The organism is Dasania marina DSM 21967 (assembly GCF_000373485.1).
In the GTDB taxonomy this organism is placed as follows: Bacteria; Pseudomonadota; Gammaproteobacteria; order Pseudomonadales; family Dasaniaceae; genus Dasania; species Dasania marina.
Genome location: NZ_KB891585.1, coordinates 178,302 through 201,783 on the forward strand (window position 1 = coordinate 178,302; position 23,482 = coordinate 201,783).

General features: G+C 44.0%; 17 protein-coding genes. 14 read left to right on the plus strand and 3 right to left on the minus strand.

Annotated elements, in window-relative coordinates:
* Window positions 1-587: 587 nt before the first annotated feature.
* The 6 genes from B067_RS0110375 to B067_RS0110400 all read left to right on the plus strand — a co-directional run bounded on the left by B067_RS0110375 (window position 588) and on the right by B067_RS0110400 (window position 4,590).
* Window positions 588-1,211, plus strand: coding sequence for a dUTP diphosphatase (locus B067_RS0110375; protein ID WP_019530019.1), 624 nt, complete (start codon window positions 588-590; stop codon window positions 1,209-1,211).
* A gap of 51 nt (window positions 1,212-1,262) precedes the next feature.
* Window positions 1,263-2,138, plus strand: coding sequence for a hypothetical protein (locus B067_RS0110380; protein ID WP_019530020.1), 876 nt, complete (start codon window positions 1,263-1,265; stop codon window positions 2,136-2,138).
* A 2-nt stretch (window positions 2,139-2,140) separates the two neighbouring features.
* A complete protein-coding gene (locus B067_RS0110385; RefSeq protein ID WP_019530021.1) occupies window positions 2,141-2,524 on the plus strand; it encodes a hypothetical protein in 384 nt (127 codons plus the stop codon).
* A gap of 121 nt (window positions 2,525-2,645) precedes the next feature.
* A complete protein-coding gene (locus B067_RS0110390) occupies window positions 2,646-3,023 on the plus strand; it encodes a hypothetical protein (protein ID WP_019530022.1) in 378 nt (125 codons plus the stop codon).
* A gap of 109 nt (window positions 3,024-3,132) precedes the next feature.
* Complete coding sequence (locus B067_RS0110395; RefSeq protein WP_019530023.1) at window positions 3,133-3,507, plus strand: hypothetical protein; 375 nt, start codon at window positions 3,133-3,135, stop codon at window positions 3,505-3,507.
* Between the two features lie 96 nt (window positions 3,508-3,603).
* Window positions 3,604-4,590 (plus strand): NAD(P)H-dependent flavin oxidoreductase, encoded by a 987-nt coding sequence (locus B067_RS0110400; protein WP_019530024.1) that lies wholly within the window; start codon window positions 3,604-3,606, stop codon window positions 4,588-4,590.
* 354 nt (window positions 4,591-4,944) lie between these two features.
* On the opposite strand, the gene B067_RS0110405 is transcribed toward B067_RS0110400, so the two are convergent.
* Complete coding sequence (locus B067_RS0110405; RefSeq protein ID WP_019530025.1) at window positions 4,945-5,349, minus strand: hypothetical protein; 405 nt, start codon at window positions 5,347-5,349, stop codon at window positions 4,945-4,947.
* A gap of 828 nt (window positions 5,350-6,177) precedes the next feature.
* On the opposite strand from B067_RS0110405, the gene B067_RS0110410 reads away from it, so the two are divergent.
* From B067_RS0110410 to iaaH, 8 genes are all read left to right on the plus strand, one after another.
* Entirely contained in the window at window positions 6,178-6,678 is a 501-nt protein-coding gene (locus B067_RS0110410) for an RNA polymerase sigma factor (RefSeq protein WP_019530026.1), read from the plus strand.
* 94 nt (window positions 6,679-6,772) lie between these two features.
* On the plus strand, window positions 6,773-7,783 hold the full coding sequence (locus tag B067_RS0110415) for a FecR family protein (protein WP_019530027.1): 1,011 nt from the start codon (window positions 6,773-6,775) through the stop codon (window positions 7,781-7,783).
* A 68-nt stretch (window positions 7,784-7,851) separates the two neighbouring features.
* Window positions 7,852-10,356: a TonB-dependent receptor gene (locus B067_RS0110420; RefSeq protein ID WP_019530028.1), complete on the plus strand. Its 2,505-nt coding sequence runs from the start codon at window positions 7,852-7,854 to the stop codon at window positions 10,354-10,356.
* Between the two features lie 179 nt (window positions 10,357-10,535).
* Window positions 10,536-12,821: a TonB-dependent receptor gene (locus B067_RS0110425; protein WP_019530029.1), complete on the plus strand. Its 2,286-nt coding sequence runs from the start codon at window positions 10,536-10,538 to the stop codon at window positions 12,819-12,821.
* Between the two features lie 99 nt (window positions 12,822-12,920).
* Window positions 12,921-15,461, plus strand: coding sequence for a penicillin acylase family protein (locus B067_RS20195; RefSeq protein WP_169335567.1), 2,541 nt, complete (start codon window positions 12,921-12,923; stop codon window positions 15,459-15,461).
* 122 nt (window positions 15,462-15,583) lie between these two features.
* Complete coding sequence (locus B067_RS21270; RefSeq protein ID WP_083921404.1) at window positions 15,584-15,907, plus strand: DUF485 domain-containing protein; 324 nt, start codon at window positions 15,584-15,586, stop codon at window positions 15,905-15,907.
* The gene (gene actP, locus B067_RS0110440) at window positions 15,900-17,555 is read left to right on the plus strand and encodes a cation/acetate symporter ActP (protein WP_019530032.1); all 1,656 of its coding nucleotides are present in this window, start codon (window positions 15,900-15,902) and stop codon (window positions 17,553-17,555) included. Before B067_RS21270 ends, actP begins: the two co-directional genes overlap by 8 nt.
* 263 nt (window positions 17,556-17,818) lie before the next feature.
* Window positions 17,819-19,309 (plus strand): indoleacetamide hydrolase, encoded by a 1,491-nt coding sequence (gene iaaH / locus B067_RS0110445; protein WP_019530033.1) that lies wholly within the window; start codon window positions 17,819-17,821, stop codon window positions 19,307-19,309.
* A 525-nt stretch (window positions 19,310-19,834) separates the two neighbouring features.
* Here iaaH and B067_RS22145 read toward each other — a convergent pair.
* Both B067_RS22145 and B067_RS0110455 read right to left on the minus strand, forming a co-directional pair.
* Window positions 19,835-20,053 (minus strand): hypothetical protein, encoded by a 219-nt coding sequence (locus B067_RS22145; RefSeq protein ID WP_240472849.1) that lies wholly within the window; start codon window positions 20,051-20,053, stop codon window positions 19,835-19,837.
* Between the two features lie 785 nt (window positions 20,054-20,838).
* Complete coding sequence (locus B067_RS0110455; protein ID WP_019530035.1) at window positions 20,839-23,100, minus strand: nitric-oxide reductase large subunit; 2,262 nt, start codon at window positions 23,098-23,100, stop codon at window positions 20,839-20,841.
* Between the last annotated feature and the right edge of the window lie 382 nt (window positions 23,101-23,482).

The following is a 23,482-nucleotide window of genomic DNA, read 5'->3' on the forward strand; positions in this document are numbered from 1 at the left end:
ACCGCAATAATAAAGCCAATAGCTGCGTACTGGTAAAATGCTCAAATTGAGCTAGTGGTGCTACCCAATTGCACCTTTGGTAACGCCTTGCAAATATAAGCGTGTGCTTGGGTTACGGCTAAAAATAGCAGCCCGTCAGTCGCCACTAACCCTGAGGCCACGATTTTATGCACATTGTGAGCGTTTTGTGAAATATTCACACAAGCGCCAACTGCAATCACTGTACATGCATACAAACCATCGTAACTTATTGTTTTTAAAGGGTTTAATTTACTGGTTAAAAAATAGACAATCTGTCTTGGTGTTTACGCCATGGGGCTTAGATGAATTTTTAATGACGTTATCCACCAAGTTATCCACAGATTTTGTGGATAAATACGTATAAGCCCTATATAGCGGTGTCTTATTAAAGCCGGGTCAAAAACGAGATTAAATGTATAAATAAGGTGATCATAAATTGGCGCTTTTAAGCGGCTCTCTAGCCGGTATAATGCGTAGCCATAGTTATGCTAGAGACATAGCCAGCGCTAAACTGGTTTATCATCAGGCATGCCAAAGAAAGCACAGCCCTACACAGAGGAATACACATGAAGCAAGCGTTTATCACCATGCTCAACATGCAAAATAAAATGAACCAAAAAGTGCATGCTGATTGGCCCGCGCAAAATTTTGAATGGTATAGGGCCACCTGGATAGAGTGCGGTGAGCTAGTGGACCACTACGGCTACAAATGGTGGAAAAAACAAACGCCAGAGATGGACCAGGTGAAACTAGAGGTTATCGATATTTGGCACTTTGGCATGAGTGCCTTGTTTAAGGGCCAGAGCATAGACGCCATAGCCGAAGCGATGGCTGCCGAGTTAGAAGGCTACCAATACCAACAGCAAGGCGTAATAGAGGCCACCGAGGCACTGGCGCAAAACAGCTTGGCCACTAAAAGTTTCTCCGTAGCCTTGTTTTGGGACTTGCTTAACGCCTGCGAAATGAACTTTGACGAACTCTACCGCCAGTATGTAGGTAAAAACGTACTTAACTTTTTTAGGCAAGATAACGGCTATAAAGACGGCAGCTATGTGAAACAGTGGCAAGGCCGTGAAGACAACGAGCACCTAGTAGAAATACTTAACGAGCTAGATGCCAGCGCTAGTGCTTTTGCCGAGCAGGTATACCAAGGCCTAAGCCAGCGCTACCAAAGCTTAGCGTTGGCCTAGCCTTAGCGCGCAAAACCTCAGCAAACAACTCATCCTACAGCGGCCACTTTTATGACAGATACGGATCATCCACTTTCTACCAGCGCCTTAGCCAAGGCGCTGGCCATGTCATCGCAGCAACTATTCGGCAGCTTAAATGACTACGGTTGGATAAAGCGGGTAGAAGATAGCTGGGAGCTCACCAGCAAAGGGGAGTTTGAAGGTGGCGAATATGTGCATAGCAAAAAATATGGCCGCTATATTGTTTGGCCACACAAAATTACTCAGCACCCCTTGTTGCAGGCCATGGAAGATAACCGCACCATCTCGGCCAAGGCCTTAGGCGAAAAACATCAACTCAGCGCCCGCGAAGTGAATAGGGCGCTAGCCGAGTTGGGTTGGATTAAACACAGCCCCCAAGGCTGGGAGCTAACCCGCATAGGTGAGCAAAAGGGCGGCCTGCAATTTGAAAACGAACAAAGCGGCACCTTTTATGTGCTGTGGCCCGAGGCCATACAAACCGATAAGCAACTCAGCCAGCAGCTACAGTATTTTGGTGAGGTCAACAATGATAAGGCGCAGCCCGTGGGGGAAGATTTATTTGCCGCCGCCAGCGATTACCCCGCCTTGGATGGCCACAACCACAGCAGCAAGCCGCTGCTAAAAATTTGCCATTGGCTGTACACCGCCGGTTTTGCTCACGCCTGTAATCGACGCCTGCCTTGCGAGCAAGAATTTACCGCCGACTTTTATCTGCCCAAGCATCATATTTATATAGAGTTTTGGGGCGCTGCCGACAGCGGCCACGCCTTAGCAGAAAAAATGCAACGCAAAGGCCAATATGCCGCACTAGGCTTAAGTGTGGTTGAATTAGAACCCAAAGACATCCCCCATCTCGATGCCGTGCTCACCAAAGCCCTGCGCAAATTGGGTGTAAGAGTGTATTAATAATGTTGAGCCTAAAAACCAAACTCATAGCCGCCGCTGTTTTTGTTACTGTGGTGGCCGTCGCTACTGGCTATGTACTGTGGCATATGAGCACACCGCAAAAATTCCAATTAGATATTAGTAACGAAACCGATATCCCTATTCAGCAAGTGACCGTATTTGGTATGGGTGTGTACCGCGCCCAGTCCGTTGCCGATATAGCGCCAGACCAGTTCGCGACTATCATCGTCAATTTAAAAACGGAAGGTGATTTACGCTTTTCTATAGAGCAGGGCTTTACCAGTATTGATTATTCCCTAGCGCAAGATGTAACTCGGCTAGAGCAGTTTAAACAATGGTTAACCGTAGAGCCGGGCAATCGCTTTATTGTGAAGGATGTGGAATAAAAAACATAAGGAAGCGTGGGTAGAGATAAAAATAAATGTACAGATATTGACTTTTTTGCTCTGATTTATACTTTATGGTTAGATGTGCCCGCACTCAAGAAGAAACTGTTAGGCGCACAATATGAAGCTTTGGATTGGCGGAGAGCTTGATCATTCAGTGGCAGAAGAATTTCGTATAGCTTCTATTCATACAGAAGATTATATAAATGAAAAAATATCTGGTATTGATACAGGGCAAGCGAATGAGTGGGATGTCATCGCTATCATCCGCGATGACAACAATTTTGATGAGAGGGTAAGGTTTAACAAAAAGGATGGAATGGATATTCGTCTTAATATTTCGTATAGCAAGTTTCGGAGTAGCAGCCGAGGAGAACAAATAATTTTTCTTCTTGAAATGCTGATTAGAAGTTTAGATATCATTATAAACAAATACCCGGAAATCGCCGATTTAGCCAAGGTGAGAAGTATATTGAGAGAGGCCAAGTCAAATGCCTAACAACTTAGTGGGGTCAGATAAAAATTAATTAAGGGGGGGGCGATAAAGTTTAAAAGTTTCATCTGATAATTATTAGCCAAACCCCACTTATTCATCTAAAGGAAGTTCAATGAACTGGGAAAGTGCTGGATTACTAATTTTGATTTTTGTCGGGTACTTCCACCTTCTGAGGGTGTCCCAGAAGCGGAGCATTATTGGCATAGTAAAGCTACATATCGAAGCCAGAGAACAAGATAAAAATCTTCGCTTAGCTAATAAAAACGAAATATTTACCAAAAGCTGCCCATTTATAGTCACACCAGTACCAGGCATGGAATATATGCCTGCAGATATCGAAGGTGGAGAAATAAAACGAGTTCTAATTGATGATCAAGGGCTATTAGAAGTAACCTGCCATCTAGTTATTCCATCGAAGGACAATCAATATCAACAAGCATGTGAACACCTTGTAGCGCAAGGCTGGTATAAACAAAATCATGTGTGAAAAATGGTTAACAAAGCTATCAAAAACCGTTCCGGCCAAAAAAAAGGCCTCCACTAGACATGTTAGCGTGCGGCTTTTATCGCGGCATTAAGGGATATGAACATTACTTTCGATACATGGGTAACCCGAACTCTCGGCATTCGCTATCCGATTCTAGTAGGCGGTATGATGTGGCTTGGCCGTTCGGAACTTGTCGCCGCAGCCGTACGAGCAGGGGCTACAGGCTTTATATCAGCACTCACATTTCCTGAGCCAGGCAAGTTAAGGGACGAAATCGCTCGTTGCAGAGATCTGGCTGGCAGTGATCGTTTTGGTGTCAATTTATACATCTCCAATCATAAAGAAGGTGGGGAAGAACTTTTACCTCTCATTGATGTGATACTTGAAATGGATGTACCTTTCGTAGAAACGTCCGGAGGCCCTCCCAACTTACTTGTCGAACACCTCAAGCAATCAGACATCAAAATAATCCATAAGGTGCCGACAATTCGGTACGCGCAGTCAGCCATTAAAGCTGGCGTCGACGCCATTATATTGGTTGGGGGAGAATGCGGGGGGCATCCGGGGTCAACAATGATGGGCAGTTTTGTGCAGGGCGCTTTCGGGCCTGAGTCACTAGATGTACCGGTTATTCTCGCGGGTGGCGTTGGGCGCGGCAGCCAATTAATGGCCGCCCTCGCAATGGGCTGCGAAGGTGTGCTGATGGGCACTCGTATGATGGTTGCAACGGAAGCGATTCCTCATATAGAGATCAAAAACAGGATTGTGAAAAGTGATGGTTCCGATTCAGTCATTGTCCAATCCATTTTCAACCACCACCATCGGGTAATGTCTAACGAAGCGACTAACGAAGTTCTAGAAATGGAACGGCAGGGCATAGATCAATTCGAGAGCTATCGCCCGCTTGTTGCAGGGGATGTGACATGGAATGCGCTTCAAACGGGCGACCATCGTTACGGAATGATCGATATGGGGCAAGCAGCCTGCTTCGCCAACATTGTTGAATCCGCTGAAAAAGTGATTGCCGCTATGATTGAAGAGGCTACCGCCTCGCAAAAAGCCCTACTCGAGAAATGTAAGTAACCTATGCTCAGCGTTGAGCAGGATATGCCTTTTACCACCATAACCAGCAAGTAGGTTCGATGAACAAGCAGCCCAATCGACCCTTCTTAGCAAGCTCCTCGGCGCAGCTGATTGAAGTGTTAGAGCACACAAGGGATTTACATCGTGCAAGATTTAAAATTTATACTTCAACATAACTATGAAACTAACAGAGCCTTAGTTGTTGGCGTTATTGAATATGAAATTCATCTTCTGATTTGGCCTGACAATTCGATATACGCTATGAATAAAAAAGCCTCGAGATAAATCGAGGCTTTGATAATGTTGCATGCCATTAATAAATGACAATGGCTTTTTATTCGAGCCACAATACAACTAGTCGTTGATGTTAGCAAAAGATAGGCCGGCAATGCTCTGGCTTAGTAGCTCATTTTCTACTAGCTGTGCCCGCGCTTTTTTATCAAAAATTTCAAGTACGCACGTAGTAGCTCCTTCAACTACATTTACAGAGATTGCCGTATGATTGGCATCATTAATAGCAACGATATGTTCGCCTGCGGGTAATTTTAAACCAAATGCTTTGTCGAGTTTGAGTTTGCCTACATGCTTACCGTCAACAATGACTCTGTAGTTGAGAGCAAAACCATCTGCCTGGCGATAAATGATAAGGTTGGCTTGCTGGTCACTATCTTGCGAGATAGCTTGTGGGGGAGGGGGCTCAGCGGCAAGGGTATTAATGCTAGCGAATAATAATGCTGATATAACAGCGATTTTTTTCATAATAAAATCCCTCTTATTGATAGTTAATGTTAGTTGCAATTGTTGTGCTACCCCTACAACTAAACAGGTAATCCAGCACCAAGGCTCGATACTCCTCTCTTAGAAGATGGTTTGCAAGAGGTATAATAGTTAGTCGCTGCAAATTACTAGCGGGAGCATTATTAGAGTATTAACTTCCCTAGCTGCAGCAATGTTGCTGCATGCCTCTACTATGGGTACGACTATAGATATGACTGCGGCGGGAGACGAAAAAACCATATTTGCCACACTACTGGCAGCGGACGTATTATCCTGTTGAACATTCCAGAATGTTAAAGCCAATGGGCAGTTCTCAGAACACTTCGATCTATTACCTCACTCCATATATGCCTGCCCGGACGACAACGCAGAAGGTGAATTTGGCGACCCGGTAAGCTTCACCTAATAGGGATATCGGTATCGTGTGAGTACTCCTTATATGCATACTTGTCGGCCGCTGATGCTGTGCGGTCGCGCGAGGTTGTTAGTTCGCTTGTATTCAATATCGTATTATTTTAACGGCTAATAACAGCTTTGCTCAGGAGAACTGAAAGGGCTTATTCTAGCCGTGAAGTCTACAGAGCGCCCCTCTATTCGGGGGGGGATAGTGACTTTCCAAAGAGGATGTCTCATCTGGGTAATACTCTTCGTTTAATACTGCTGCCAAATAAGTTGATATAAAACAGTTGGTTGGAGTGTTTTCTTGTGACAAGGGGAGTCGTATACTAATTGATAGGTTTAGTATATATTATGATACGGATAGTTAAGTTTTTCTGTATATGGTGTATCTTGTTGGTCAGAGGATAATAAATGAACACCAAAAAACTCTTTTTTATACAAACGCTTTTCACTGAGCAACAGTCTGGCCTGCGTCGTTTTATTGCGTCTAAAGCAGTGGTTGCTCATGAGGCCGAAGATATAGCTCAAGATGCGTTTCATAATATGCTGAAAATGGAGCGGCCGGAGCAGTTGGAAAACCCGAAGGCCTATTTATATCAAATAGCGGCGAATTTGGCGCTTAATAGAATACGCAAGCAGGGTCGACAAATGCGTTATGAGGATAGTTTAAAGGCAGATTTGGATACTATTATAACAGCCAACGACCCAGACCAAATTGTTAATGGTCATGAGCAGCTATCGCAGCTAATGATGGCGCTGCAAGTGTTACCAGATAAAGTTAAAACTGCGTTTTTATTAAGTCGAGCAGAGGATAAAAGTTACAGTGAAATTGCTGATGAAATGGGAGTGTCAGTCAGTTCGGTTGAAAAGTATTTGATGACGGCATTGAAGCACCTACGTAAGTCTGCTTGAGGAATGGTATAATTATTTGAGGGTTTTACCCTTAGCGGTGTTTAATTAATGAAACCACGAATTAAATTAGAATTATCTAGTAAAAGTAACAGCCATGACTAATAAAGACCCCAAAAATGATCACGAAGAGGCGGCTATGAAGTGGTTATTGCGTTTGCAATCACCTGAGCTTCCTGAACTTGAGGAAAAGCAGTTTTTCACATGGCTTAAAAGTTGTGCTGAGCATCAGCAAGCCTATGTTAATGCTGAAGCTTATTGGGATGGTCTAGCAGGTTTACAATCTAGTGAAGTAGCTAATGGCATTATTGCCGACGTTGCTGCAAATGATGCTGATAAACGGCAGAGCTGGGGTATGTGGGCTATTGCTGCATCCGTTGTATTGTTCGCTGGTTTATTTTTATTGCAACTTGGAATCGACTCGAGCCAGCATACGTATCGGAGTGCGGTGGGGGAACAGCGACAAATTAGCCTTGCAGATGGCTCCACTGTTATTCTCAATACGGAGTCGCAACTGCGTGTCGAAAAAATGGAATCGTCGGCTACCCGGGTAGTGCATCTTGATTTTGGTGAGGCCCTATTTGATATTAAACCAGATAGTCATCGCCCTTTCATTGTTACCACAGAGCGTGGTTCGGTACGTGTGCTTGGGACTCGGTTTACAGTTCTTTCGGAAGAAGATACTACCTTGATAACGGTGCTGGAGGGTAAGGTCGCGCTGGCAGATAGAACGGTTGATGAATTATCCCAGCAAGATTATAAGCCCCAGGCTACATTAGTTACCGATCAACAGTTATCGATAGCTCAGGCAATAAAGGGTGAGCGGCCTCGACAGGTTGACGCTAAATCTTTGGCTACCTGGGAGGGCGGGCGACAGGTTTATAATGGCGTTCCACTGGGTGTGGTCGTTAAAGATTTAAGTCGCTATTTTGATGGCGATATCAAACTTCGTGAAGAAGCTTTAAAAAGCAAGCGGGTTGTTGCCGTTATTGATCTGCAGGATAAAGCTTCAGCCATAGCCACCCTTGAGGCAGTATTTAACATAGTAGCCGTTAACCACTCAGATCAATTAACGGTATTACAGAGTAAAAATAATAATAAGTTGTAATTCGTTCTTACTGTTTGGTTTGGATACTAGATAGCAATAGCTTGGCGCTATCGAGAGATAAAAATAGGATGAGTGTTAGTAGAGCTTCCAAAACCTTCGCTGCTATTTTTCTTCTGCTAATCTTGCAGGGATTAGCACATGCGCAAGATAAAACGCCACGTCTTTACAGTATACCTGCCACAACATTAGCTGATTCTTTAATAATTTTTGCTAAACAGTCAAAACTTTTCGTGCTTGTTGATGCTGAAGTGGTGAGTGGGGTTCAAGTATCCGCGATAGAGCGAGTGATGACTGTTGATGAGGGCTTACAGCACTTGTTGCAAGGTACCGGCTTGGGGTATGCCTATATTAATGACAAGACCATTGCTATCTCCTCTGAATATAACGTGCAACAACCCGACCTTAAATCTGGCGATTCAGCTGCTGTAAAAAAAGACGATAAAAATAAATTAACGCCCATAGATAATATTATTGTGACTTCTCTGCGGCAGAGAAAAAACCTGCAAAAAACCTCTGCCGCTATATCGGTCATCGATCAACAAGCCATAGAGTACGATGCTATTGATAACCTTGAGGCGGTGGGTAGTCGTGTTCCTGGTTTGACAGTATCGTCGTTTAGCCTTGGTCAGCCCACTATTCGTATCCGAGGTAAAGGTTCAAATGATGATGGGCCTGCTATGAATAGCTCTGTAGGGGTGTTCATTGATGATGTATACATGGGGCGTATCACGGGTGTAAACCTCGATATGGTTGATGTGGCCCAGATTGAGGTATTACGTGGGCCGCAGGGCGTGCTGTACGGTAAAAATGTGATTGGCGGGGCGATTAAACTAAAAACCAATGGCCCCACTGAAGAGCCTGAAGTGTCAATGAAATTATCACTGGGCAACTTGGGTTTTAAAAAAGCTGAGGTGATCACCAATGGCCAGCTATCAGCAGCGCCGGTGTTGGCTCGGTTGGTTGTTCATAGCAGCCAACGTGATGGCTGGCAGGATAATATTGTCGGGGGGGGGGAGAAGCAGCATGGCGCTAAGCAATGGGGCGTGCGTTCACAACTGCTATATGTTCTTAGTGAGAGCTCTGAGTTACTTTGGGGGGTTGATTACACGGAAGATAATCTTAGCTCCACCGGCAGAGTCCCCGTCGGGGGCAAGGTGCCGTTAGTGATATTGGATGATGAGGGGGCTCCTATTCCTGTCGAGGGTTCTGAGGGTGAATTTGAAACTCGTCTTCCGACGGATATTTTTTCCGAGCTAGGTGGTGATCCGCAGCATGCTACGAATTCTACAAAAGGCTTTACTCGTCGCAGTATGTTTGGTTTGAGTCAACGATTAAGTTATCAATTTGATGAGGTTGATTTTGTAGCGATTAGTGCTTGGCGCGATGTGGATTTTAAGTGGTTAGAGGATTCTGTAGGGTTACCTGAATTTGCCATTAGGGATACCATATCTTTGCTTGATGATGAGGCGCATCGTCAATTTTCTCAAGAGTTTCGCTGGTCCAGTGATGCTGATCAAAAACTATCCTATGTCACAGGGTTGTATTTTTTGTATGAACATACAGAGCGTAAAGAGTCTTTTATTTTTAGGGCCGCCACGGCTAGTAGTGATCAAGAAAATCGTACGGAAAGTTACGCGGCTTTTGGTCAGTTCAATTATCGCTTGTCACCTGAGCTGGCTATTGGGCTGGGTGCGCGCTACACCTATGATAGTAAAACGCTACGACAAACATCTATTACTGGTGGTGCATCATCTATTATTTTTGAAGACTTCAACGTTTCTAGTCGTGCTAATTGGGATGATTTTTCTCCGCAGTTGACGCTCTCTTATGATGCCGATAGCAATTTGATGGTTTATTGTGGCGCCTCGAGAGGTTGGAAAAGTGGCGGCTTCCAAGGTGTGCCGGGCATAGCGGCGCTGGCTGTAAAAGAGGTGCAGCCAGAGTATTCCTGGGATTATGAATTGGGTTTAAAATCTGAGTGGTTGGATAATCGACTGCGGTTTAATGTGGCTAGCTTTTATACAGACTATCACGATTCACAGGTGGTTCAATTTCAAACCACTGATAATTTTGGTTTATTTCAGACTAGCAATGCCGCGTCAGCGACAGTAAAAGGTGTGGAGCTGGAGGTATGGGGGCAGTTATCCAATTATTTGGGTGTTTCTGGTACTTATGCCTACTTGGATGCAACTTTCGATCGCTTTATTGATTTAAATGGGCGAGATTTTTCGGGTAGCAGCCTTGAGCAATCACCTAGGCATACCATCAGTGCCGCATTGCAATATCGACGTCCGTTATTGGGCGGTGATATGCGTTTGCGAGTCGATTATCGTTATCAGTCTTTAAGTTATCGAGAACCGGATAACGGTGCTGCTCCATGGCCCCCTTTTAGTTTAGTCAACGCCAGTATCAACTATCAGCCAAATGATAAACGGTGGGAGTTGAGTTTGTGGAGCAAAAACCTGTTAGGTGAAGAGTACATATCCCATCTTTACCTGCTTGGGGGTAATAATTATGCTCTCTATGGTACCCCTCGCCAGCTGGGCATCAGCCTAAATTGGCATTTCTTGTAAGTCGAGTCCTTCAGCGTTTTTTGAGTAACAAAATTATTTTTTGAGGTAAAACTGCTTTGCGGTGTTTCATCTACAAGCCATATATTTATGGCTCAGGCGTTACGCCGATTGTGTGATGGGCAATGTCGATAATTTTGTCGTCGTGAGATTATATTAAAATGAAGCTTAGGGGAATAATAATGAAAAAAAATCAGCTTACACCGATAGCTTACGCTGTTAGGCGGTCGGTTACTTTTGGCGTGGCAGCAATGCTATCTATGGGGGCTTCTGCACAATTAGAAGAGCTTATAGTAACTGCACAACACCAATCCGAAAATATTCAAGATGTGCCCATTGCTATTACAGCGCTAAGTGCCGATGAATTAAAAAGCGCGGACATATTCGATGCCAACGGTATTGCCATGCATACACCGGGCTTAAGTTTTAGTGAGTTTGCACCTGGGCAGGCAATTCCTTCCCTGCGTGGTATTTCCTCAGCGGATGATGGTGCGGGCCTAGATAACTCTGTAGCCTTGTTTTTAGACGGTGTTTACATTGGCCGTGGCGCGAGTATTAATTTTGACATGTTTGATTTAGAGCGGGTAGAAGTGCTTCGTGGCCCTCAAGGCACTTTATTTGGTCGCAATGCTATTGGTGGTGCAATTAACGTCATCTCAAGTAACCCTACCGATAAGCTTAGTGCTCAAGTAGGGGCAACCGTTGGTAATGAAGGCATTGTCCGCTACCAGGGTTTGTTGAGTGGCCCGCTGTCAGAAAATTTGGCGGGTAAGCTGTCGGTTAGCCATCGTGAACACGATGGTTTTGTTGATAACGTCGTCTTAGGGACTGAGCTTCAAGACGAAGATCAAACCTCAATTCGTGGCCAGTTACGCTTACGGTTAGATCAATCTGCTTGGTTATTAAGCGTTGATACGATGGACGATGAGCGAGCCGATATGGGTCGCACGCCAGTCAATGATAACGCGCCTTTACAGGAAATTCTGAGGCAAAACGGTGTGACCCGTGCTCGCCAAAATGCGGGTTCTAAAGATGGTTTTTCCGAGCGGGAAGCCAGTGGTATTAGCTTGCAGGGTGATGTTGAGTTTGATACGGGCGTGTTAACCACTATTACCGCTTTTCGACACGCAGAGACTGATTGGGAAATGGCCTCGATCGGTGCGCCGATTGGAGGGTTGGGTTTGCCTTTTGATGAGGTTACCGATGATATCGTAGAAGATATTGATACCTTATCGCAGGAGATCCGTTGGACTTCAGACCTAGAAGGTGATTTTAATTATACGGTGGGCACGTTTTTCTTCACTGAAGAAACCGACCGGACTGAAATATTTAGAATTACGGCGGCGGGCAGTTACGATGACCCATTGAATCCTTTCAGAATTACTGATGTGGGTACGCAGGAGACCATTGGTAATGAATATTCCCGAACCAAAAACGAAACAACCAGTTTTGCTGTTTACGCCCAAGGCACTTGGGAGGTGACTGATAAATTACATCTAACCGCAGGGGCGCGTTATACCAAGGATGAAAAAGACTATACCGCTGAGTCGGTTAACTGTGATTTGGTCGCAGATGGCACAATGGATGGCACACCATTTGAGGATTTTGCAGCTTGTGGTGGAGTCGGTGGCAGCTTAAATATTATTAATGAGACCTTTGAGGTTAACCCCTCTGATGAGTGGGAAGATTTCTCACCCAAGCTGGTGCTGCAGTATTTTGCTACTGAAGACATGATGATGTTTGCCTCTGCCACCAAAGGTTTTAAGAGCGGTGGTTTCGCTGGCTCGCAAGGTGTTGAGTCGGCTGCTTCGAACTCAGTTGACCCCGAAACGGCGCTTAATTATGAGTTAGGTTTTAAGGGTAACCTAACCGAGACCTTCCGTTTAAACTTAACGGCCTACTATACCGATTATGAAGACCTCCAAATTGTGCGCTTTGGGCCTGTTCCAAACTCAACATTTGGTACTTTTGTTACCTCCAATTTGGGTGAGGCGGTTATTCAAGGGGCAGAGTTAGAGGTTACATGGCAGCCTAATGAATTTCTTAAAGTGTCGGGTTTTTATGCCTATTTAGATACCGAAGCGGATGATTTAGTGCTTGAGACAACAGGTGGGATAGTTGATGCTTCGGGTAAACATCTAACTCGCTCGCCCAGAGAGTCATCCAATATCAACGTCAACTACTTCGTGCCTACCGATATTGGTAATATTGATTTTCGTTTGGAATATAGTTTCTCGGCGATTCAGCAAATGGATTATGCCGATGATCGTATTACTGCTGATCAATTTGAGTTGTGGGATGGCCGTGTAGGTTGGACTTCAACAGATGAGCAATGGGAGGTGGCCTTATGGGGCAAGAACCTATTAGATGAAGAATATATTGCGCACCAATATGTAATTGGGCCGGGCGGTATTGGTACTTGGGGTGCTCCAAGAACTTACGGAGTGAGTGTTAGCTGGAGTATGTGATTTAGAAAAGATAATGGGCGTCTTCGGATGCCCTTTATCTTTTCTATACAGAAAAAATTCAGAATAATATTGGTTAGCTAGTAATAGGAAGATATGAATATGCCTAGTTTAGCAAAAATTGTAGTGCTGTTCTTTGTTGCCGGTTTATTTTCGGCTTGCAATAGTTCATCTGATCAGGGCTCTGTGCTAAGCACGGCGAGTAATAATTCGGCGACTATTTATCGTGATGACTACGGAACGCCACATGTTTTCGCGGACGATAACTACGGAGTCTATTATGGCTATGGTTATGCGGTAGCGACTGATCGTTTATTTCAAATGGAAATGCTAAGACGGACGGCCGAAGGCAAGGTATCTGAAGTTATTGGTGAAAAGTATTTGAAACTGGATACACATATCCGTACGTCCTATGATCATCGGGCGATTAACCAGCAATTAAATACCTTAGCAGAAAAAGATTTAGAGGTACTGCAAGCCTATGCTGATGGTTTTAATTATCGAGTTACCGAAGTCTTGCGTCAGACGCAAGAGTTGCTACCCGCAGAATTTGTTCATTATGATTTTAAGCCCGTGTACTGGACGGCTTACGATGTTGCTATGGTGTTTGTAGGATCAATTGCTCATCGCTATTCGGACTTTAATTCCGAATTAGACAATCTTTCTTTGTACCATAACTTGGCGAAACGACACGGTGAAAAAAAAGCGTGGCAAATATTTAATGCCAGCAAATGGTTATTGGATGGCGCTTCGCCGACTACTGTTAACAGTGATTATGAATCGGCCAAGCCAGATAAAGTCATGCCTTTTCCTACGTACCTTAATGATATAGGTGTACCACGTCCAACTCGACGAGTCGCTATTAATAATGAGGGGCAGTTTTTAGGGACTACCGATTCACTGACCGTAGCTGCGTATTTTAACCAGCGTATTAGTGAGGAGGGTCACAGCTTTAGCCCAGAATTTACCCCGGCCAGTAACTTTTGGAGTGTGGGGAAAGGGCGAGTTAGTGATGCTGCCAGTGTATTCGTTAATGGGCCACAGTTTGGATTTAGTCTGCCATCGTATGTTTATGGTATTGGCTTACATGGTGGCGATTTTAACGTAGTGGGCAATACCTTGCTGGCATTACCAACGCTATTATTTGCTCATAACGGGCACATTGGTTGGGGAAGTACGGCAGGGCTGAGCGATCAAGTTGACGTGTTTGTTGAAGTTATGCATCAAGAAAAAGATAATTTCTATTTACATAAAGGACAAATGCAAGAGTTCGAATCGTGGAATGAAATCATCAATGTTAAAAACGCTGACCCGGTTACGGTTATCGCTAGGCGCTCAGTACACGGCATGGTGCAGCAGCTTGATAAAAAACAGCGGGTTGCCTATGTTCGGGCACGAGCTTGGGAAGGGGCTGAGCTTGCATCGCTTATGGGGTGGATTAACTTATCGAAGGATAAAACACTGGATGCAGCACGAGAAAGTATTGCATCGGTAGCAACCAATATTAATTTTTATACCATGGATCTACAGGGGCAGCTTGGCTATACCCATGGCGGGCGATACCCCATCCGCAAGTCAGGCCAAGACCCGCGTTTGCCAACGTTAGGCACCGGTGAGTGGGATTGGCAGGGCTGGCGCTCTTACAGCGAAAATCCCACAGTCGAAAATGGTAGCCAAACGAGTATTGCCAACTGGAATAATCGCCCGAGTAGTGATTGGATAAGTTCGGACCTTTGGACGTATACGTGGTCGCGTGCTGATCGCTCCCATTTTATATTTGATAAAATCGCTTCAAAAGATACCTTCACCGTCAGTGAAATTTGGGATATAAATAAACATATTAGCTATATCGACGTGTCGGCACCTTTCTTGTTTCCCTATCTATTTAAAGCCTTCACCGATGAGGTAAGCATTGATCAACTGACCGCGCAGGGCTTGGCGTTGCTCAAGGTTTGGGATCAGCGTTGGGAGGTTGATAAACAGGGATACTTTCCCGCAGCGCCTGCGATTATCGATGCTTGGTTAAACGAGTTACTGGTAGCGGTTTTCAAGGATGATATCGGCGATGAGTACTTTTATTTATACGCAGCCGTTAACAACCCCAGTGGCGCTTTAGGCGCTTCAATGGGGACGGGACCTGGCGTTAAAATAATTATACGTAACCTTGATCGGCTTGCTGAAAACAAAACTATTGATTTTAATTTTTTTAATGATAGTGATCCAAGTGATGTGTTGCAAAAAAGTCTCGTTTCAGCGCTGATCAAACTACGCCTGGAGCAAGGTGATGACCTTACGACATGGCGGCTACCCGCTCAGCCAATGCAGTGGAAGCCCTATAACTTTAGAGGTGTGCCGCAGGCACTCACGGCAGAACAGTCTGGTAATAATAAGGTTAAAGTCCCTTCATATATGAACCGAGGTAGTGAAAATAACGTTTTAATTGTAAAGGAAGGCTCTTTTACTGCTTATGATGTTATTCCTCCTGGCCAAAGTGGTTTTGTCAAGCCTGGAGGCGAAAGGTCAGAAAATTATTCTAATCAGTTAGAACTATTTTCTCAATACCGATATAAAACAGTGTATTTCTCAAAAGAGGAAATAAAAAAAAGGGCCTCGTCGGTAAAATTATTAACATATAATCGATAAAATAATAAAACGCTACTGTTTTAACGTTACCTGTTAGGATTCCTTTGCAGCGATAGTGCTGCTGTTGTGTTTTGTTTAATAATTAGTGTTAATGCATATTTTTGATCAATAGAGTGCTAGTAATGACCCATATAAATAAGAATGCTCAGAGGATATTGTCTTCGCCTGATTTTAAAAAATTAGTTAAATACAGAAACGCAGTAAGGTTTGGTTTGTCATTGATGGTATTTGCCCTGCATGCTTTTTTTGTTGGTGGTATCGCTTTTTATAATCAATGGTTTGGGTCTTCTTTGAGTGATAATTCAAGTATTCCCCGCGGTATTTTTTATGCCATTATTATTATAGTGGCAATGTTGTTGCTCGAGTTTATATATATAAAAATTGGTGAAAAAGTGTTTGATCCATTGCAGAAAAAAGTGGCTTCTGAGAAATTTAACAATGAATAATGTGCGTTTTATAATTCTGTTGATATTGGTTTTTGTACCGATTATTGGTTTTTCTAGCGGCATGGATATTGATGTCGAACGTCGGCCATTAGATATTGTGGCAATTAGTATATTTATCGCTTTTGTTGCCATTACATTGGGAATTAGTTTCTGGGCGTCAAAACATACGACGTCAAGCAGCCAATTTTATACGGCGGGTGGTAATATTAGTGCAGCGCAAAATGGTACGGCTATTGCTGGTGATTTCATGTCGGCGGCTTCTTTTTTGGGTATTAGCGGTTTAATTTATACAGCCGGTTTTGATGGCCTAATTTTAGCTATAGGTGCGTTATCGGGTTGGCCAATAATGTTGTTTTTGATGTCGGAGCGGGTAAGAAACCTTGGTAAGTTTACGTTTACCGATGTGGTTTCCTATCGCTTACAAAAAAAACCTATTCGTCTCGTGGCAACACTAGGGTCTATATCCGTTATCATCTTTTATTTGATTGCTCAAATGGTGGGCGCAGGGAAGTTGATTGAATTGCTGTTTGGCTTGCCTTATGAACTGGCGGTTTCAATTGTTGGATTGTTGGTTGTTGTTTATGTCACGGTAGGAGGGATGCTGGCAACGACATGGGTTCAAATCGTGAAGGCATTATTGCTGCTGTTTGGTGTTACCGTGATGAGTGTTTTAATACTAATTAACTTGGACTTTGATATAAATGCGCTATTTTATAAAGCGGCAGCTGTTCATACTCGTGGTGATCTTATATTACAACCGGGAAGTTTATTTTCCGACCCTATCCAGGCTATTACTATTGCCGTTTCGATGATGTTTGGCGTCCTTGGGTTGCCACACATATTAATGCGATTATTTACCGTTTCTGATATGGAGGCAGCCAAAAAGTCTGTTTTTTATTCGTCAGGTTTCATGGGTTACTTTTATCTAATAACGATATTAATTGGTTTTTCATCGATTATTTTTGTATCGACTAACATGGACTACTTTGAGAATGGAAAACTGATAGGTGGAAGTAATATGGCCGCTATACATTTATCTCATGCGGTAGGCGGTAACCTACTGATGGGGTTTATGTCTGCTGTAGCCTTTGCTACTATTTTAGCCGTTGTTGCGGGCTTGACTGTTGCAGGCTCTGCGGCGGTTGCGCATGATTTATATGCAGAAATACTGTGTAAGGGTGAACCAAGCCCGCGGAATGAATTATTAATATCAAGAATTACAGCCTGTGTACTTTGTGCCATTGCTGTGCTTCTGGGTATTTTATTTCAGAATCAAAACGTAGCGTTTATTGCTGTTATGCCCATGGTGATATCAGCTAGTGTTAACTTCCCTATTTTAATATTGGCTATGTATTGGCGCCGGTTATCAACGCGAGGGGCGGTAATAGGTGGTTTAGTCGGTTTTGTAAGCTCTATAGGGTTAATTATTGCTGGGCCTAAAGTCTGGGTTGATATTATTGGTGCTGATAGGGCGCTATTCCCCTATGACTACCCCGCGTTATTTACTATGTCCGCAGCGTTTATAACTATCTGGTTGGTGTCTCTGATGGATCGAAGTGACGGTGCCAAGCTCGATAGATCGGCATTTGATAAGCAGCTAATAGCGGCAGAACTAGCTACAGACGTGTCAGCTGCGGTTAACCACTAGGTGTAGACAATTGATATAAAGCTACTTACCAGTATTTTAGCTTTGATGCGATAGCGCTATGTGAATGGAGGTATTTGGTCATAACGTTGAATGATTAGGATTTGAATCGCTCGCATGGTTTGACCTGAACAAATTCTGCTTATTCAAAAAGGCTGATCACAACAAGATCAAATATTATAGATCGGATATAAAGAATAGGATCTTTTAAAAAAAGGACAATCATAACTCCAAACAACACTATTTTTCATTACAGGAGCCTCAAAATGCCCGCCAAAACTATTTCACACCACCTACAATTGGCGCTACTTGCTATCTCATGTTCCGCAAATAGCCAAACATCAATACCAAGTACTGATGCATTGACAATTTCCCAGGCCCTAAATTTAATAAAAAGCAAAAACCTAAGTAGCCAAATCCTCGTTGAGCAAGCGCTACATGAAGCTGATAAAAATACTAACCTCAATGCCTTTATTACCCTTAACAGAGAAAATGCGATTGAGCAATCCATTTATTATGACAGTAACCCATCAGTCGGTAACAATATGACGTTAAGAGGTATGCCTATTGCTGTTAAAGACAACATTCACGTAAAGGGCATGCCAAATACCGCAGGCACTCTTGGGCTAAAAGAATTCTACCCGGAAGAGGACGCCGAGGTGATTCGCCGCCTTAAAGTAGCAGGGGCCATTATTATTGGTAAAACGAATATGCATGAATTGGCTTACGGAATTACTAGTAATAACTATGTATTTGGCGCAGTCGCAAACGCGTATAACGCTCAATATTTTGCTGGCGGTAGTAGTGGCGGTACCGCCACTGCAGTGGCGGTAGGAATGGCTATCGCAGGGCTTGGAACAGACACTGGGGGTAGCAGCCGGATACCTGCAGCCCTTAATGGAATAGTTGGCTTTAGACCTACAACCGGTCGATACCCAAGCGAAGGACTCACGAGTATTTCAAATACACGAGACACTGTTGGGCCAATGGCTCATTCAGTCTCTGATATTATATTATTAGATCGTGTTTTGAGCCAAACAACAGCCAAAGGTAAAGTTATAAATCTATCCGACGTAAAGATTGGTATTCCCAGGGAGTACTTTTATCAAGATTTAGAGCCCGATGTAGCCAAAGCGACTAACAAGCTTCTCTCAAAGCTAGCGCAGGCTGGGGTTACTCTTGTGGAAGCGAACATCGGCAATATGGCCGAGCTCAATGAAAACATAGGCTTCCCGATAGTTATTTATGAAACATATCAGTTGCTAACCGCCTACCTAAAACAGCATACACCCGATAAAACCATTCACGATCTATACAACGAAGTTGTAAGCCCTGATGTGAAATCTATCCTGTCTTTAGCTATTGATGGCGCAGTCACTAAGGAGATGTACTTAGAGGCCCTGCACACCCACAGAGAAGCATTAAGGACAAGCTATAAAAATTATTTTCAGCAACACGAAGTAGACGTCATATTATTTCCAACGACCCCCCTTTCAGCACGCCCGATCAAAGACAGCCTCGAAACGGTTAGTTTAAATGGAAAGCTTGTAAACACCTTCCAAACCTATATTCGCAACACTGAGCCATCTAGCAATGCAGACCTACCCAGCCTCAGTATCCCTTTAACACTCGCCTCAAATGGGCTACCTATTGCAATAGCTATCGATGGCCCAGAAGGCGATGATACGCATCTGTTAGATATTGGGAAAAGTATAGAGGAATTTATTTCCAAGCTTCGCCAGACAGGCGAGATTTAATCACCCTATGAACTAGTTCACGGCAATAAGCTGGCCTCACTATTTTATTTCTATTATCTGGCGTTTTGAGACTGTCAGCAGTAAATCTTGATTGGACTATCAGAGGTTTCTTAGGGTCAATTTAAATCTAAACGACAACTTTTAGTTTATGACTCTAGCCATCGATAGTAGATAATTATGCGCTAGATAGAAAAATAACTTCTTGAGGATCAATTCTTGGACAACAAGGCTCTATGATAGGTTTTAAGAGCGTCCTCCAAAGCCTCTTCAGGTGGCTCTTAATAAATTATCATTGTAGAAGGGTTAACATGACCAGCTATTTTTTGTGCTACCTTCACTGATTTATTTTGTTTATGGATTTCATTAGTTATCAATGAGCGACGACCGCTGTGGAAACTGGCTTTTTCAATACAGGCCCAATCTCTTAACATCAAAGTCATATATTCCTGATGCGTATTAGGTGAATAGGTTCCGCCTTTTTGGATTATGAAAAGAGGGGGGGAGGGCGTTAACTTCCCTCCTTTCTCAGCCCTTATCTTGAGCCAATGATTCACGCAAAGCAATTTCTACCAAAGGTAAATCACGCGACTTGCCACTATGTTTTTTAACCAGTGGATAAAAATTTTTAGGATTAACTTCAGCACTTGATTTGGCTAATAATTCGATTTGATTAACGACCTTCTTAAAACTCACAGTATCAAAACTAATGGTTTTTATCTTATAGTGGCTTTTAGAGCGTTTCATGGCATCAGCGCCTTTGGTGTAGTCTGCTGGTAGGCTCATGACTTCCAGTATTTTAAAATCATGTAGTAATGAGAACTCTTACGCGCGAAGTCCCAGCTTGAAACTGATCTGCATGATTGCCGTGTTTTTTAGGGTGACGATTCTCCTAGATAACATCAAAAAGGTGTTTTTTGCTGTGCTGTCGTAGGAACGCGTGCTTGGCCTTATTTACCCATAGATAGCTTCAAATTGCTCTATCTATTAGGATCGGTGGGGATAACTTATGTATATTTTCTCAAGGATTTAGTTCAAACTATTTTTTAGCTCACTTTTCTATTTCGGAACTCATTCTACCGGTTTCCGATGTTTTGGCTTCAGTTCAACACGCAGATCAAGTGATGGAATATCAGCCGGAAGCATCTATGGCGACGGGCTGGAACCCGCTCACCAATCGTCCTAGTAACGCGCGTGGGAATTGTCTTGGTCCCTCCAGTTATGACGTTAGCGAACCGCCAGCTGCCAGCTGAAGGGTAGTCATGTAAGAGGATTCACCCGAAGATCGTCAATCATCCTTTATTAGAAAATTGAACACTTTGTGCGTGCGTCCAGCGGCCCTACTGCTTCACCTTAAACTTCGCATAATGTATATTATGTTAAATATGGTTTTTGTACGAATACCCTGTTGCCTTTTGTCTGCGGGCTCTCCCCTAAAATTCGACAGCATGTAGTGATAATTCTAATACTAAGAGCAAGAAGCGAATATTGGCGGCAGCCATTGCCGCCATCTTCGCACTCGTAGTCAGGCTCTATTTGCGCTGTAAAAACGCCTTTAACACAAACCAGACAAAAGCAAACACGCCAACACTAAAGACTACATCACCTGGAACCCTTGCCCAAACCAAGGCCTGTACGGTTGGGCTCTGCATAAATTCTGCTGACCTAGCGAATGAATAACCATACTCAATGCTGATATATGTCTGCAAAATACCTATGGGTAGCAACGATAAGAACGTCATCATGGCAAGGCCAATATTCAGCGACCAGAAAGATATTTTGAGCAGTTTCTCATTCCAAAATTCAACGTTGGTAAGGCCGCGCATACAGTACAAGGTTAAGCCTAAGCCCAACATTCCGTACACGCCGAACAGCGCTGCATGGCCATGGCTGGCGGTGGTATTCAAGCCCTGCATATAATATAGGGCAATGGGTGGATTGATCATAAATCCGAATAGACCAGCACCCACTAAGTTCCAGAATAAGACAGCGGCAAAGAACATAAATGGCCAGTGGTAATTACGCTCCCACTCGGCTTCATGTTCGATTTTGTGCCGGGTGTAAGCTTCAAAGCCAACCACCAGTAGAGGAACCACTTCCAGCGCGGAAATCATCGCGCCCACGGCAATCACCGAGGTTGGCGTGCCACTGAAATAGAGGTGATGAAATGTTCCCAGCACGCCTCCGAACAAGAAGATGATCGTCGCAAATAACACCATCACGGTGGCGGTTGATGTTCTTAATATACCCATGCGTACAAACAGCAGAGAGATGATGGCCGTGGCGAAAACTTCGAAGATGCCCTCTACCCACAGATGCACCACCCACCAGCGCCAATATTCCATGATCGATATATGCGTGTGCTGCCCCCACATTAAGCCAGCAGCATAAAGTAGACCAATGGCAATGGCCGACACCAAGACGAGATAGATCAGCGACTTGCCGCCCTTTTGCTGCAATACCGGCCATAATCCCCGTACAACAAGTCCGACCCAGAGAAACAATCCAACCGTTAGATAAATCTGCCAGAAACGGCCCAGGTCAACATATTCATAACCCTGATGGCCAAACCAAAAGTTCATTGTCAGGTCTTCAAAGAAACGGTGAACCGCTGCCCATTGTCCGGCGAACGAACCGATAACGATAATCAGCAAGCTGATAAAGAGGAAGTTAACACCGAAGCGCTGAAATTTGGGATCTTTACCGCCAAGCATCGGTGCGACGTAAAGGCCTGTTGCCAGCCATGCTGTTGCAATCCAAAGCACTGCAAGTTGGGTATGCCAGGTTCGCGTTACCGTATAGGGAAGATATTCCGCGAACGGCAAGCCATAGAGCCCTTGGCCCTCAACCGCATAATGGGCAGTTACAATCCCGAGTAAAACCTGGCCCAGAAACATAGCGCAGACAACCCAGAAATATTTTGCCGTCGATCGCATCGATGGTGTGATAACAGCGCTGTCCAGTATGTCCGCTTTAGCAAAACCGTCTTCTGGCTCAATTTCTTTTCGCCAGACATCAAACTGTTTAGCGTAATAGGCAATCAGTGCGCCAGCCGCAGCTAGCAACAAAATAACCGATGCAATGCTCCACATTAACACTTCAGTTGTAGGTTTATTGCCAACCAGTGGCTCATGTGGCCAATTGCTAGTGTAAGTAATGTCCTGACCGGGTCGGTTGGTGGTAGCGCCCCACGCCGTCCAAAAATAAAAGGCTGCGAGTTGTTGCGCTTCGGTATGATTCAATAACCCATGTACTGGAAACGCGTAATCACGGCGCAGCGCCAGTGATTGTGGGTCACTACCTTGGTAAAGCGCAATAAAATGTGTCGCGACTTGCTTAATGGCCTGAGCGCGTAAATCACTCACGGTAATCGTACCGGTTGATGCGTCGTACTTGTTGCTACGCATCTCATCTTGCAAGGCCGATTTTTGTAGTGCTAATTCTTGCGTCGTGGACAAGCCTGCTAAGGGTTTTTCTATTAACAAGGCGAGAAGTGTTTCCGCTTCACGATGTAGCCAATCAGCAGTCCAATCAGGCGCAAGATAGCTGCCGTGCCCCCAAATTGACCCCTGCTCCATCCCGCCTATGGATTGCCAAACATTTTGTCCGGTTTCAATATCGTCACGGGTATATAGCACGTCGCCTGAGGCTGATTTTACCGATTCTGGAATTGGCGGGGCTTGCTGGTATATCTGCGCGCCCAGTAACAATAATATGCTAAACATAAACACCATACCGACTATCAAAATAATCCAAAGTCGTTTGATACTAAATGTCTGTCTGTAACTTTCCATGATGCCATTCCCGCCAAGTAAAAAAGTCCGTAGTGCCTGCCAACGACTCAGTAAATTTTCACATCACATGTATATGAGAAAAGTTAGAAAGACCTGTTACAACGATATCGGCTTTCTTTTAACGTATCTGCCGTTTAATCGAGTTGAAGTTAAAGTAGCAGATAAACGGATATATACCTACTATAAGTGTGGATATACACGCGACGCCTACTTTCTCACTTCTTTCAAAATCTAATTATCTCTATATAACACCCATATGTTGATGATCCGACATGGCAGCTCACTGCCACATACCCGAGACGCTAATGCAGTCTAATGACCATTGATCCTTTTTATTACTAACCACTGTAAGGAAAAGCAAGGTAAGTACGACTAAGGTATT

Excerpts from the sequence above, each read along its gene's own strand:
- B067_RS0110375 (WP_019530019.1), top strand. The coding sequence starts at position 588 with ATGAAGCAAGCGTTTATCACCATGCTCAACATGCAAAATAAAATGAAC.
- B067_RS0110380 (WP_019530020.1), top strand. The coding sequence starts at position 1,263 with ATGACAGATACGGATCATCCACTTTCTACCAGCGCCTTAGCCAAGGCG.
- B067_RS0110385 (WP_019530021.1), top strand. The coding sequence starts at position 2,141 with ATGTTGAGCCTAAAAACCAAACTCATAGCCGCCGCTGTTTTTGTTACT.
- B067_RS0110390 (WP_019530022.1), top strand. The coding sequence starts at position 2,646 with ATGAAGCTTTGGATTGGCGGAGAGCTTGATCATTCAGTGGCAGAAGAA.
- B067_RS0110395 (WP_019530023.1), top strand. The coding sequence starts at position 3,133 with ATGAACTGGGAAAGTGCTGGATTACTAATTTTGATTTTTGTCGGGTAC.
- B067_RS0110400 (WP_019530024.1), top strand. The coding sequence starts at position 3,604 with ATGAACATTACTTTCGATACATGGGTAACCCGAACTCTCGGCATTCGC.
- B067_RS0110405 (WP_019530025.1), bottom strand. The coding sequence starts at position 5,349 with ATGAAAAAAATCGCTGTTATATCAGCATTATTATTCGCTAGCATTAAT.
- B067_RS0110410 (WP_019530026.1), top strand. The coding sequence starts at position 6,178 with ATGAACACCAAAAAACTCTTTTTTATACAAACGCTTTTCACTGAGCAA.
- B067_RS0110415 (WP_019530027.1), top strand. The coding sequence starts at position 6,773 with ATGACTAATAAAGACCCCAAAAATGATCACGAAGAGGCGGCTATGAAG.
- B067_RS0110420 (WP_019530028.1), top strand. The coding sequence starts at position 7,852 with ATGAGTGTTAGTAGAGCTTCCAAAACCTTCGCTGCTATTTTTCTTCTG.
- B067_RS0110425 (WP_019530029.1), top strand. The coding sequence starts at position 10,536 with ATGAAAAAAAATCAGCTTACACCGATAGCTTACGCTGTTAGGCGGTCG.
- B067_RS20195 (WP_169335567.1), top strand. The coding sequence starts at position 12,921 with ATGCCTAGTTTAGCAAAAATTGTAGTGCTGTTCTTTGTTGCCGGTTTA.
- B067_RS21270 (WP_083921404.1), top strand. The coding sequence starts at position 15,584 with ATGACCCATATAAATAAGAATGCTCAGAGGATATTGTCTTCGCCTGAT.
- actP (WP_019530032.1), top strand. The coding sequence starts at position 15,900 with ATGAATAATGTGCGTTTTATAATTCTGTTGATATTGGTTTTTGTACCG.
- iaaH (WP_019530033.1), top strand. The coding sequence starts at position 17,819 with ATGCCCGCCAAAACTATTTCACACCACCTACAATTGGCGCTACTTGCT.
- B067_RS22145 (WP_240472849.1), bottom strand. The coding sequence starts at position 20,053 with ATGAAACGCTCTAAAAGCCACTATAAGATAAAAACCATTAGTTTTGAT.
- B067_RS0110455 (WP_019530035.1), bottom strand. The coding sequence starts at position 23,100 with ATGGAAAGTTACAGACAGACATTTAGTATCAAACGACTTTGGATTATT.